This window comes from Candidatus Magnetominusculus xianensis (genome assembly GCA_001541255.1).
Classification (GTDB): Bacteria; Nitrospirota; Thermodesulfovibrionia; order Thermodesulfovibrionales; family Magnetobacteriaceae; genus Magnetominusculus; species Magnetominusculus xianensis.
Window position 1 is genome coordinate 1 of sequence record LNQR01000116.1, and the last position, 14,061, is coordinate 14,061.

8 protein-coding genes are annotated in these 14,061 nt (G+C 46.7%); 7 read left to right on the forward strand and 1 reads right to left on the reverse strand.

Annotated features, from left to right (window positions below; all coding sequences use genetic code 11):
* Positions 1–33: 33 nt before the first annotated feature.
* Positions 34–273, reverse strand: coding sequence for a Uma2 family endonuclease (locus tag ASN18_RS14225; protein WP_085053448.1), 240 nt, complete (start codon positions 271–273; stop codon positions 34–36).
* A 319-nt stretch (positions 274–592) separates the two neighbouring features.
* Between ASN18_RS14225 and ASN18_RS14230 the strand changes: the two genes are divergently transcribed.
* The 7 genes from ASN18_RS14230 to ASN18_RS14260 are packed head-to-tail and all read left to right on the forward strand — an operon-like array spanning position 593 to position 14,052.
* Entirely contained in the window at positions 593–2,449 is a 1,857-nt protein-coding gene (locus ASN18_RS14230; protein ID WP_085053449.1) for a B12-binding domain-containing radical SAM protein, read from the forward strand.
* Complete coding sequence (locus ASN18_RS14235; RefSeq protein WP_085053450.1) at positions 2,449–4,275, forward strand: B12-binding domain-containing radical SAM protein; 1,827 nt, start codon at positions 2,449–2,451, stop codon at positions 4,273–4,275. The genes ASN18_RS14230 and ASN18_RS14235 overlap by 1 nt, the downstream gene beginning before the upstream one ends.
* Before the next feature lie 42 nt (positions 4,276–4,317).
* On the forward strand, positions 4,318–6,129 hold the full coding sequence (locus ASN18_RS14240; protein ID WP_085053451.1) for a B12-binding domain-containing radical SAM protein: 1,812 nt from the start codon (positions 4,318–4,320) through the stop codon (positions 6,127–6,129).
* Between the two features lie 16 nt (positions 6,130–6,145).
* Entirely contained in the window at positions 6,146–7,729 is a 1,584-nt protein-coding gene (locus ASN18_RS14245; protein ID WP_085053452.1) for a TolC family protein, read from the forward strand.
* Positions 7,730–7,731: 2 nt separating this feature from the next.
* Positions 7,732–8,997, forward strand: coding sequence for an NHLP bacteriocin system secretion protein (locus ASN18_RS14250; protein ID WP_085053453.1), 1,266 nt, complete (start codon positions 7,732–7,734; stop codon positions 8,995–8,997).
* A 2-nt stretch (positions 8,998–8,999) separates the two neighbouring features.
* Positions 9,000–11,165, forward strand: a complete 2,166-nt coding sequence (locus ASN18_RS14255) for an NHLP family bacteriocin export ABC transporter peptidase/permease/ATPase subunit (RefSeq protein WP_236861778.1) — start codon at positions 9,000–9,002, stop codon at positions 11,163–11,165.
* Positions 11,158–14,052: an NHLP bacteriocin export ABC transporter permease/ATPase subunit gene (locus ASN18_RS14260; RefSeq protein WP_085053454.1), complete on the forward strand. Its 2,895-nt coding sequence runs from the start codon at positions 11,158–11,160 to the stop codon at positions 14,050–14,052. Before ASN18_RS14255 ends, ASN18_RS14260 begins: the two co-directional genes overlap by 8 nt.
* Positions 14,053–14,061 lie beyond the last annotated feature (9 nt).

Here is a 14,061-nt window from a genome sequence, read left to right on the forward strand (position 1 = left end):
GAGGCATTACGTGAGAATTTTTATCAGGAAATGTTAGCCAAATATGTCCTTTACGTCGATTATTAAGCCTTCTATGACCTTAGATGTTACTATGCCTTCAAGTTCTGCGATTGAGTGTTTCATATATCTGCCGTTTTCAATAGTTAATATCTCTATCATTTGCAACTCCGGTATAACTACCCAAAACTCCGGCACTTTGTATTTTTCGTAGACAGCCCGTTTGACTTCGGTATCCCTTTCATATGAGCCAGGTGATACTATCTCGCATACCATGTCCGGTACGCCGCGTATCCAGTCCTAAAGTACAGCATGATGGATTTAGGACTGCTATAATACGTTGACATTATCTGCCGATAAATGCTCTACTAGGGTACGTGTGTTGATATCTGCTATATAATTATGTGAGGTAAGTCAATGAACAAATCGAGTGGTTTACCAAATGTTGTAGTGCGGCGTTGCCGCCTCGTGCGCCTTTTTGCTGCCGAGAAACGCATATAGCAATGCATCCCATCAAAATCCTTGTAGAACCGCATTCGACTGTAGTCGGGGGTTGCCGACCGAACACAGGTTATCATAAGATGAGACTTATAAATTGAAAATAGCGCTAATATACCCGCCGTTTGGTTCTCTGGACGGCCCTTATATCAGTATCCCTGTACTGGGTGCATATCTGCGCTCAAGAGATATAGGCGTAGATGTATTGGATGCAAATATTGAACTCTTCAGCCGTTTATTAAACCCTGACAACATGACCAAGGCGCTGGAGTTTGCCGTAAATAGATTTACCTGTCTAAACAGCAGCTCTGAACTTTCATTTATTGAGGCATATGAGTACATACGTCTTGTCATGGCGCTGAGGACGGTAGACGTGCGAGGCAGAGGGCGCAGCGGCACTAACATCAGTGAAATTATTGAAAATGCAAAAAATGCTGTCAGAATCTCCTGTGCTGCTTACTACCCTGAAATCATCGAATATATTGAGAGCTACAGGATACTTAATTACATTAATAAGTACAGGAAGTTCTCATCTCAGCAGATTTTAAGCGCCCTTGAGGATAACTCTGGCCTGCTGCCCAGGGTGCTTGACCCGATTGTCCGGGAATTTATTAAGGACAGGGAACTGTCGCTTGTGGGGATTTCCGCCACATTTCCAGATCAGATTCATGCTGCGTTCAGGTGTGCTAAGGTAATAAAAGAGCTCTGCCCCAACACACATGTCGTCTTAGGCGGGGCGTTCGTTTCATGCCATATGCGTAATATCACAAACACCGGCATATTTAAATATGTGGACAGCCTGATTGTTGACGAAGGCGAGGTACCACTTGAGATGCTGGCTCTGGAACTGCAAAAGTCACAGCCTGATTTGGGCACTGATTTGGGCCCTGATTTGGACAATATCCCTAATCTCATCTATTGCAAAGACAATAAGATAGTGATAAACCATAAGACTGCAGCGCCGCCCCTTGAGACACTGCCGCCCCCTGCCTATGAGCTGCTCCCTTTGGACAAGTACATCTTGTCAGGCAGTAAAATGCCCATACTTCTGAGATTATCGCGTGGCTGTTACTGGTCAAGGTGCAGCTTTTGCCGCACAAAGCTCTCCTTTATTCACGGGCACAATCAGCCGCCAGCAGACTATCTCCTCAGGCAGATAATCGCGGTAAAGGAGAAAACCGGCAGCGCTATCATCAACTTTACAGATGACTCTGCCTCATTGGATGTGCTTGAAGCCCTGTCACAAAGGATTATAGAGGAGAATATCGCACTACGCTGGTCTGTAAACGTCAGGTTTGACAAGAGATTTACCATAGAGCGGGCATTGCTTTTCAGAAGGGCGGGGTGTTTTTCTGTGTTCATAGGGCTTGAGTCCTATAATGACAGAATCCTCCGGTTGATGAAAAAAGGCACGTCTACCGCGTTGATAGACGAGGTGTTGTCAAACCTGGCATGGGCCGGGCTTGGCGTAATTTTATATATGATAGTAGGATTCCCTACTGAGACTGAGGAGGAGGCAATCGCAGGGTTTGAAAAGGTTAAGACCCTGTACACAGAGGGTAAGATAACCCATTTCAGATACCATTCGTTTAACATAGCGCCATACTCTGACATATATGACAACCCCGGCCACTACCATATCGACAAGATGATAAAACACGACGGCGAAGACCTCGACCCCCCAATCAGTGATTTCCAGTGCGCCGGGATGTCAAGAGAACAGGCCGCAGCGCTTGAAATTGCCTTTAATAATTTTATCAAGCCCGAAAAAACAACTGAAAAGACACATGACGCCAATACACTCTTGATTAATAACATGGTATATAATATAAACTATAACGCGGTGGAGCTAGCAGACGATATTAAAGTTGAGACTGCCCGCATCACCCCAGGGATGCCGTTTTATGAATGGTTAGAGACAACCACTAAGACTTATAAGCAAGGGGGTAATTAATGGGCATTTTGCTGATAAATATTCCATTCGTCTCGCCGTCTAATCCATATATCAGCATTCCAACCCTTGTGGCCTTTTTAAAGGGAAAGGGGATTGCTGTTGAGGCATTCGACGCCAATATTGACTTCTACCACTACTGCCTGAGAAAAGACAACGTGTCAGACGGTAAAAAATACGCCCATGAGCGCATAAAAGAACTCAACGCTAAACAAGCCTTGCAGTTTGATGAGATGATAGAATATAGCAGCCTTGTAAGCGCTTTAAACAGGGCGTCACAGTGTGCCGTTAATCCCGAGGACATACTTGATATATTTGAAAGCGGCGGCGACTGCGGCAAGGACCTGTTTTATAGCGCCCTAAGCATGGCCGTAAGCCGACACTTCCCAGAGAGACTATTTTCGAACAGCGACAACATCGTTGTTTATAACAGCCCGTTTGATGAGTTTAACAGCTCAGAGGTCATAAAAAGTATAGATTCTGCAGGCATTATATCAGAGTATCTGAACAAGGTTATCTCTCCACTAATACGGCGCAAAAGACCTGAGATCGTGGGGATATCCGTATATTTTCAGAACCAGTTCCTCAATGCCTTCAGGTTTGCCGACGCGGTTAAAAAGGTTGATAAGGATATTCATGTCACACTTGGCGGGCCGTTTATCTCCTGTTTTATGAGAAATGTAACAAAACGTGAAATATTTAATACCATCGACACCCTTTGCCTCGACGCCGGTGAGATACCGCTTATGAGGTTGTATGAGGAGATAAAGAGCCATGTCCCTAATCTTGCTAAGGTCCCGGGCATGGTTTATCTGTCCAATGGGGTTATTAAGAAAAACGACCCGCCTGTGCTATTAGACCTCCATGAGCTGCCTGCCCCTGATTACAATGCCTTCGACCTTGACAGGTATTTTAACAAGAAACAAAACATGTGGCTCTCTACACGGCTCTCAAGGGGCTGCTACTGGGCGCGATGTACTTTTTGCAGGAGCAAGTTAAGCCTTGTCTGCGATTACCAGCAGCCAGAGGAAGATTATCTTTATGACCAGATCATTAATATATGTGAATCCACAGGCGTAAGAAACCTGCACTTTTCAGACGACGCCGCAGACCCAAGAATCCTCGAGGCACTATCAAAAAAGATGATAAGTGAAAGGAGCCAGATAAGATGGTTTACGCATATCAGAATAGACCCGCTGTTTAATCTTGAAAGGCTGTCCCTCTACAGGGCCGCTGGCTGTATGTCCTTAGCCGCCGGACTTGAGTCATATAACAACAGGATATTAAGGCTAATGCAAAAGGGCACGACTACGTCCCTTGTTGACAATGTGCTGTCGAACATTAAATGGGCAGGGCTTAACACAAGCGTTTATATGATTACAGGGTTTCCAACTGAGACACTTGAGGAGGCTGAATCATCGTTTAAGCGGATTAAGGAGTTTTTAACTGACGGCACAATTGACAACTATATCTTCCACTTATATCATATTACATATGGCTCACCGGTGTATTTCAGCCCTGAGCAATACGGGATAATAAACATAGACAGGCAGCCTGAGCGTGACCTCGACCCTGATATCTTTGAGTTTGAGGCCGCAGGAGGTATGCCAAGACCAGCGGCAGTAGCCGCGAGCATCAGATTTAACAAAGACCGCACGTCTGATAAACAGGCCACAGACCAGATTGATTCTGTGACACTAAATGGACAGCCGTTGAGGTTAAACTTCGACATGACAGAGATTCAGCGTACAGTGTTTGACGGCACTAATGCGGCGCTTCCATACGCCTTACTGCTGAAAAGGTTGTCAGAACCGCTAAAGCCAAAATGATGCTAAAATGAAGCCAAAATAATGATGACTGAGGCATAGGACATGAGCATACTACTGATAAATCCACCCTTCGGTTCGTTCATGCACCCCTATATGAGCATCCCGGCGCTGACACCATATCTCAGGGCACACGGCATAGAGATAACCGTGTTTGATGCAAACATAGAGTTCTATCACGACTTTCTTCAAAGAGATAATATCATCAGAGGTATGGACTTTGCATTTGAGAGGATTGAGACGTTAAACACTAAGGGCAGTCTCCGGTTTGACGAAAAGATTGAGTACATGCACCTGGTCAAGGCATGGCAGGCGCTTGGGGCTGCCCCAGAAGACATACTTGCGGCATGGCAGCGGGGCAGTAAGCCTGCCGCATCTCTTTTGAACAGCATACTTGCCATAACTGCAAGCCGCTTCTTCCCTGAACAGTTCGACACAAACAAGGAGGGGTTCCTTGACTATAAGAATATCTATGATGAGTTTACAAGCGCTGATGTCCTCAAAGGCTCTGAGGCCGGGGGACTGTTGTCCGGGTTTTATGAAAAAGTCCTGCCCTGTGTAATTGGTAATAAAAAACCATTAATAGCGGGGATATCTATCTGTTTTCAAGGCCAGTTTCTGAGCGCCTTCAGGTGTGCGCGGGCACTGAGAAGGCTCTTGCCGGAGGTTCACATAACGATAGGGGGGCCTTTTGTATCGTGTTTTATGAGAAACGTAAGGAACCCAGATATTTTTGGCGTTATTGACAGCATAGTGCTTGACTCCGGTGAGGTGCCGCTGGTGAGACTGCACCATGAGCTGTCTGGTGTTGAAGTGCCTGATTTTTCAAAAATCCCCGGGCTTATTTATTTGTCTAATGGCGGGAGGATAACGGCAAACCCGCCTGAGAAATCTCCGGCAATCGAGACGCTTCCAACCCCTGATTATAATGTCTTTAATCTGAGGCGTTATTTTGGGTTTAACAACGGCATGTGGCTTTCTCTGAGGCTCTCAAGGGGGTGTTACTGGGCACGGTGCAGCTTTTGCAGGAGCAGGCTGCCAATGGTCAGCGATTACCGGCAGCCGGAGGCCGGACACTCCTTAAATAGCATATTGAAGATTAAAGAAGAGACTGGAGTAGATATATTTCACTTCATAGACGAGGCCTGCGAGCCACGTATGCTTGAGGCCCTCTCCAGAGGGCTGATAGACAAGAAGGCCGGGATAAAGTGGTTTTGCCACTTGAAGGCCGACCCGCTTATTGACCTGGGCAGATTGATGCTGTACAGGGAGGCCGGGTGTTCGACTGCGGTCATTGGGCTGGAGTCATATAATGACAGGATTCTCAAGCTGATGCAAAAGGGAACAAAGGTATCTATACTGGAGCGTATACTGCCAAACTTTAAATGGGCAGGGATAAATGTATTTGCATATATGATAACAGGGTTTCCTACGGAGACAGAAGAAGAGGCCGCTGCCGGTTTTGACAAAATAACGGAGCTGACAAAAAATAACACAATCACAAACTACCTGTATAACACGTTTTTCATCTCCTATGGCTCACCGATTTACTATAACCCGGAGAAATACGGCATCACATCCATTGACAGACAAGACGAAAGAGACCTTGACCCTGGGGCTGCAAACTTCACTAGCTCGGGTATGAACAGAAAGGCTGCGAGGCTCCTGACTGCCAGATTTAATGTACCTCTCAACAAATCACGCCCCACTCACGCTGATTTTATTGAGTATAATTCACAAAGCATAAGATTAAAGGTTGACATTTCTGAAATAGAAGGATTAATTTTAAACGGCACAGATTTGAGCCTGCCCTACGCCGCTTGGCTCAGAGGGCTCAGAGGGGGCAGCACATGTTAAGCCTGTTGATGTTAAGATGATGTTAAATCGAAAAAGAGTAATCACGACACTGCTCATGTTAATGTGTGTGGTGATATGTGCTTATATCGGCGGTGTGTACGCGGAGGAGACAAAGGAGACGCGGCTGCTTGAGGTGGTAAGCACTGTTATAGCATCTAATCCCAATATACTAATAAACACAAAAAGCGTAGACTCAGCAAAGGGCGCCTGGCAGAGCCAAAGCGGAACGTTTGATGAGACTATCACATCTGTCATTGGATATGCGCGCACTGACACCCCAAACGTCAAATCACTGTCCGTGCAATTAGGCTCGCCGTCAATCAGAGAGGACGTAACCCAATACACCGTAGGCGTGAATAAGCAGTTTCGTTCTGGTATCAGCGTATCTCCTACATTTCAACTGACAAAGACACACGCCATGTCAAGGGCTGCCTCTGCTTCACTGGATGCAAATGTGACGAACGTCGCGTCTTTTTCTTTGAATGTAACCATCCCGCTGCTAAAGGGACTGGGGGAAGACGTAGCGGCGGCAAACGAAAAGGCAGCGGAAATTTCCTACGAGGCAAGCAACCTCAATCTTGACGACTATGTCGCCCAGCAGGTGCTCCAGGCAGTACAATACTACTGGTCTTTGTACCAGACGTTCAAGACCCTGCAGATATACAGGGAAAGCGAGGACAGGGCAAAGCAATTGCTTGTGAATACTCAAAAACTGATAGACTACGGCAATCAGCCTGCGGCTAACATCGAACAGGTAAAGGCAAACCTGGCATCTACAGCCTCAAGCAGGATAAGCTCGGAGCAGAATATTGTACAGGCGCAGGTGAATCTGGGGCTTATGATGGGACTAGGGGACGAGCAGATATGGAAACTCACACCAATCTCTTTTAAGAGCGAAAATTTTGATAATCTAACGGTCAACGCCCCGGCGGTTGACGGCAGATTAGTGGAACTTGCCCTTGAGCGGCGAAATGATCTGAAATCACTGAAAAGGCAGGTTGACGCTCAGAAGGTACTCTTAACGGCGGCAAAGAAAAACATGCTGCCACAGCTCAATCTGACCCTCTCCGGCGGCTATAACGGGCTTTCTGAGAAGGACTACTTCAGTGAATACTTTACGTCGTATGGTAAAAACATGGCAGGGCCTAACATCTCTGCACAGTTGAGCCTTAACCTCCCCCTGAGAAACAACGCGGCCATCGGTGCCTTTATCCAGCAGAAGGCAGGCTATGAACAGTCTGTCTTAAATCTGACAAACAGTACAATCACGGTCAAGGCTAATGTCGTAAACGCCTTAAACATGTGCAGAAACAGCATAAAGAGATATGAGGAGGCACACAATAGCGTTACATATTATAAAAAGGCAACAGACAACGAACACAAGAAGCTGAGCATGGGGGCAACAACGCTAAACAACACCATTGATATGGAGAACTACCTGACAAACGCCCAGCTTGCCGAGGCAGACGCCGAAAACGCACTGCTTAACTCAATAGTCATAGTACGGTATCAAACGGGCACACTTCTTTCGAAGGATGACGGGAAGTATGTATATAATATTGACAACCTTATATCGCTGCCAAAGATAACAGGAGAATAACTATGGGCTCACCTGAAATATTCAGAAAGGTCTCCCTTGAACGGCTTTCCTCGCCGGAGGAACTCGATAAGCTGATGACAATAACCTCACCCATAGGGTGGGTCTCCATCTTAGCCCTTGGTATGATAATAATCATAACCGTGATATGGAGTTATTTTGGGGCTATTCCAACCGTACTGAGCGGTACAGGTCTCCTGATGGAGACAGGCGGTGTGTCTGATATAGTATCACAGTCCAACGGCTACATATCTGACATAAGGGTAAACCCTGGTGATATTGTCTACAGCGGGCAGGCAGTGGCCAGAGTTGACCAGATGGACTTATTGGGCCAGATAAAAAACGCCAAAATGGAGCTTGATGTACTAAACAGGCAATACGAGCAGATGAAGGGCTACACCGGTCTGGACACACGCCTGTCAAAGGAATATGAGCAAAAGCAAAAATCGGCCCTGGAGAAAAAGATTGCAGACGCCAATACACAAATCGAATGGCTCAAGGAAAAGATAAGCGACCAGGAGGCGCTGCTAAAAGACGGGCTTATCACCAAACAGGACCTGATAACCTCCAAGCAGTCATACGACACCGCACTGTCAAATATCAAGGACTATCAAAGCCAACTGGAGCAGGTCTCCGTACAAACCATTCAACATGAGAACACCAACCGCCAAACCATTGCCAATCTACAGCAGCAGATAAACAGCAAGGAATCAAACATAAAGATACTTCAAAACAGATATGACCTTAACGCCGCAGTTGTGTCATACTATACGGGCAAGATAATAGGCATTTCGGCAGGCCTTGGCACCTATGTACAAGCCAATACCCCGATAGCCAGCATAGAGCTGATAGGGGCAAATATCATTAATCTCAGGGCAACGCTGTATGTAACATCGGCAGACGCAAAGCGCATTCAATCCGGTATGATGGTACAGTTGTCCCCGGACACCGCCCAGAAGGACATGTATGGCTATATGCTTGGTATAGTAACATATGTCTCAGGGTATCCGGCAACGGCTGAGGATATGATGAACAAGCTGCACAATAAAAATATGGTGGATACGATAACAAAAAACGGTTTACCGTTTAGCGTAATCGTAGATTTTATCCCTACCAGTGATACTACATCAGGATATAAGTGGTCATCCCCCAGAGGGGGCAAGCTCAAAGTGACTGCGGGTACTTTGTGTACAGCGACATTTATTGTGGATGAACAAAAACCCATAAGCTATGTGATCCCGCTGTTTAAAAAATATGTGTTAGGACAATAGCATTGGCTGAGGCGAAGATACCAAATACGAGGGCAGTGACACCGACGGTCTTGCAGATGGAGGCCGTTGAGTGCGGTGCTGCGGCGTTGGCAATGATACTGGGTTATTACGGGTTGTTTGTTCCGCTGGAGAAACTCAGAATGGAGTGCGGTGTGTCGCGCGACGGCAGCAAGGCAAGCAACGTGTTGATTGCCGCACGGAAATACGGGTTAGTAGCAAAGGGATTTAAGATGGAGCTTGAGGGTGTGTATGAGGCGCACCTGCCTGCTATAGTGTTCTGGAATTTTAATCATTTTGTGGTGCTGGAGGGTTTTAAAAAGGGTACAGTATATATTAATGACCCCGGCTCAGGGCCAAGGCGTTTGACGCTTGAGGAGTTTGACGGTTCTTTTACAGGGGTTATACTTATCTTTGAAAAAGGCCCTGATTTTAAACCCGGAGGCGAGAAATCCAGCATGGCGCGCTCGCTTACACGGAGGCTGAAAGGTTCTGAGGCAGCCCTTTTGTATGTTGTCATAACAAGCCTGTTTCTGGTCGTGCCGGGGATAATAATTCCAATTTTTTCAAAGGTGTTTGTTGACGACATCCTGGTAAACGGGATGAAGAAGTGGATATATCCGCTGTTGTGGGGTATGGCAGCGACGGCTCTGATTAATTTTCTGCTGACATGGATACAGCAGTACTATCTGGCAAAACTTGAGACAAAGTTTGCAGTGACATCGTCAAGTAAATTCCTCTGGCATGTGCTTCGCCTTCCCATAGTGTTTTTCACACAGCGCTATGCCGGAGACATTTCAAACAGGGTTTCTATCAACGACCGCATTGCGACACTCTTGTCCGGCACCTTAGCTACCAACATGATAAACCTGATGATGATACTATTTTACGCCGTAGTCATGTTTTTCTACGACATAGTGCTGACATTGATTGCAATTGGGATAGCGCTTGTAAATTTCCTCTTCTTAAAATATATATCGAGATCAAGAACCGACGTAAATAAGAAGCTGCAACAGGATAAAGGCAAACTGCTTGGCGCGGCAATGGACGGCCTTCAGACCATCGAGACACTAAAGGCAACGGGGGCGGAGTCTGACTTCTTCTCCAGGTGGGCAGGCTATCAGGCAAAGGCTATAACGTCGCAGCAGACGCTTGGCATCAGCAGCCAGCGCTTAAACGTAGTGCCGGTACTTCTGACATCGATAAACAATGCAGTCATTCTGACAGTCGGCGGGCTCAGGGTCATCGAAGGGAGCCTTTCGGTGGGAATGCTTGTAGCATTTCAAAGCCTGATGACCAGCTTCATAACCCCGATAAACCAGATAGTAGCGCTTGGAAGCACCATACAGGAGACAGAGGCAGATATAAACAGACTAGACGACGTCCTGAAGTATGAGATAGACTCCGTGTATAACGAAACCCCCGGGGGCGGCGAGATAGACAAGGCCAAACTACAGGGCTATGTAGAGCTGAAAGATGTGAGTTTCGGCTACAGCAGGCTTGACCCCCCGTTGATAGAGAATTTTAGTTTAACCCTTGCACCGGGCAGCAGGGTGGCCTTGGTGGGAGGCTCAGGAAGCGGCAAATCAACAGTGGGCAAACTGATTTCCGGGCTCTATGAACCGTGGGGTGGTGAAATCCTCTTTGACCACACGCCAGTCAGACAGATAAACCGCATTACCATGTCAAACTCACTTAGCGCTGTTGACCAGGACATCTTTTTGTTTAACGATACGATAAAAAATAATATAACCCTATGGGACAGTACAATCAGGGATGACGACGTTGTCAATGCGTCCAAAGACGCATGTATTCATGACGACATAGCCGCAAGAGACGGCGGATATGACAGCGTATTAGAGGAGGGCGGCTTAAACTTCAGCGGCGGTCAGAGGCAGCGCCTTGAGATAGCACGTGCACTTGTCCTAAACCCCACAATTGTTATCCTTGATGAGGCTACAAGCGCCCTTGACCCGCGTACAGAGATGATAGTCGATGAAAACCTCAGAAGACGCGGCTGCACGTGCGTAATTGTAGCCCATAGGTTAAGCACAATCCGAGACTGCGAAGAGATTATTGTCCTTGAAAAGGGAAAGATAGTGCAAAGGGGCACACACGACGAACTAATTAACGCAGAAGGTCTGTATAGCGAGCTTATCAAACATGCCTGAACTGCCCAAAATGCTGCCAAAGCTAATAGAAGAGATAACAAAATACGGCCAATTGACCGGCATGGAAAGCAACCGCCGGATACCCCTGGCTGACCCCGGCAGCGTGTGGATTGTTGGTGATGGCGCCATAGATATTCTCTCATCAGGCGCGCAAGACAATGCCTTTGCAAAGAGATACTTGTTTTCATTAGAGCCGGGTGACCTGATAATAGGACACAAGGGAGATACGGGCGGCACCGGCCTGTTGGCTCAGGGAAAGACGGGAAGCTCTCTGATACGGCTGCCAAGAGAAAGATTAAAGGCCTATCTATCAGACGATGAGTTGTCGGCCCTTATTGACGGCTGGTTAAAGCAGCTCCTGCATTATTCTCATAACGAATATATGCCCCTGAAGGTAACACTGATAGAGCCAGGCAAAGAGTACAAGCAGTCTCAGACAGGTTATTTCAGGACAAGTAAAGACATCGTATGGATTAAGGCCTCTGAGGGAAATCTTAGCTTTGTCGGAATGAAGGAGAATCTTCAAATACCAATCGGGGCAATGTTCCCAGTGTCTGCTGAGAGCTTTATAGAAACAGACGGTGAATGCAGCCTTAAAACGTTCAGTACGAAAGACTATTTAAGGGAAGACCCTGAGTTAACATATATTGATAGTTTTCAAGATATGATGCTCGTCTGTGTCAGGCTCACTGCATCTCGTGAGATTGAATATGAAAAGCAGCGCCTGAAACTCAAGATAGAAAAAGACAACGACATGATGGGGGAAGCGCTAAGGGAATTCTCCACGATGTTGACCAGAAAAAAGACCGTAAGTGCGGCTGCCGTAACCGCCGACCCGTTACTAGCGGCAAGCATACTTGTTGGCCGTGATATGGCAATAAACATTAAGGCCCCTGTTTCAACGCCCAGCGCTTTGAAACTAAGAGAGCCGCTATATCTGATAGCCAAGGCGTCTGGCATAAGGACAAGGCGTGTGGCCTTAAAAGGCAGGTGGTGGGAGGGAGACAACGGTCCGATGGTTGGCTTTATCGAGGCCAATAAACAACCGGTTGCCCTGATATATAAGAAACACTATACAATGTATGATACGGTACAGGGTACACAGACAAGAGTAAACGCTCAGACGGCGGAGTCGATAGCCCAGTTTGCATATTCGTTTTACAGGCCATTTCCCGAGGAGACTATGAATCTGTATAACATATTAAGGTTTAGTTCCTTCAGGAATCTCTTAGACCTAGTTGTAGTCTTGCTGATGGGGGTAGCTGGCGGGCTGCTTGGGCTTGTTATACCACTTTGCACATCGGTGGTATTTGACTCGATAATACCAATGGCTGAGACCTCTCAGCTCTTGCAGATAGGGATTGCACTGTTGGTTGGGGCGCTGGCAGCCGCGATGTTTCAGTTAACGGGTTCAATAGCAATGCTGCGTGTAGAGGGAAAGGTAGACGCCTCACTGCAAGCGGCGGTGTGGGACAGGCTGCTTGCACTTCCCGTAAGTTTCTTCAGGCAGTACACAGTAGGTGACCTGTCAAACAGGGCGATGGGCATAGACGGCATAAGGCAGTTGATAACCGGCTCTGTGACAAACACGATTATATCATCGACATTTTCTGTATTCAGCTTTTTTCTCCTCTTTTACTATAACCTGTGGCTGGCGCTGACAGCCTTTGCTATAGTGGCAGTGGTGACTGTTATAACGAGTACGCTGTCGTATATAGTGGTATATTACCAGCAGAAGATATTTGAGTTAAGCGGCAAGATATCCGGCATGGTGTTTCAGCTTATAGGAGGAATAGCGAAGTTTCGTGTCTCAGGCTCCGAGATGAGGGGATTTGCACAGTGGGCCGCTCAGTTTAAGACCCAAAAGGGTAATAATTTCAGCTCGAACCTTGTAAAAAATATAATCACCGCATTGAACTCCATATACCCCGTAGTGTCATTCATGGTCTTATACGGCGTATATTATTACAAGGACATGTTTAAATTGTTGAGCATGGGGGATTTCTTATCTTTTACGTCTGCGTTTACTCAGTTTTTATCAGCGGGTATGCAGTTGTCAGCCACACTGGTCAATATCATAGCGGTAATACCGATATACAACAGGGCAAAACCAATATTTTTGAGTATGCCGGAGGTGACGCTGGAAAAAACTGAACCCGGTGAGCTGTCCGGCGATATAGAGATAAAGAATATCTATTTCAGGTATCAGGAGGGCGGACAGTATATATTAAAAGACCTCTCGCTTCAGATCGATGCCGGTGAATTTGTTGCCATTGTCGGTACATCGGGAAGTGGAAAGTCAACGCTGCTGAGGCTGCTCTTAGGCTTTGAGAAACCGGAGCGAGGCTCGGTCTACTATGACAATCAGAACATCCAGTCACTTGACGTACACTCGTTAAGGAGACAAATAGGGGTTGTACTGCAAAACGGCCAGTTGATGTCCGGCGATATATTCACCAACATCATCGGGGCGAATAATCTTACGATTGACGACGCATGGGAGGCTGCAAGGATGACCGGCCTCGAGGATGATATAATCTCTATGCCGATGGGTATGCACACCGTAATCCCACCCGGTGCTTCGACGATTTCCGGCGGGCAGAAGCAGAGAATTTTGATAGCCCGTGCGATGGTCACTAAACCAAGGATATTCTTTTTTGACGAGGCCACAAGCGCCCTCGATAACCTGACTCAGTCAATAGTCAGCAATAGCCTTGAAAACTTCCATGCAACGAGACTTGTCATAGCCCATAGATTGAGTACTATTATTAAGGCCGATAAGATAATCGTTATCGATAAGGGTAGTGTGGTGGAGACAGGGAATTATGAGGAGCTGATGAACAAAAATGGTCTGTTTGCTCAACTGGCTAAACGGCAGTTGACATAAAAAAAACCG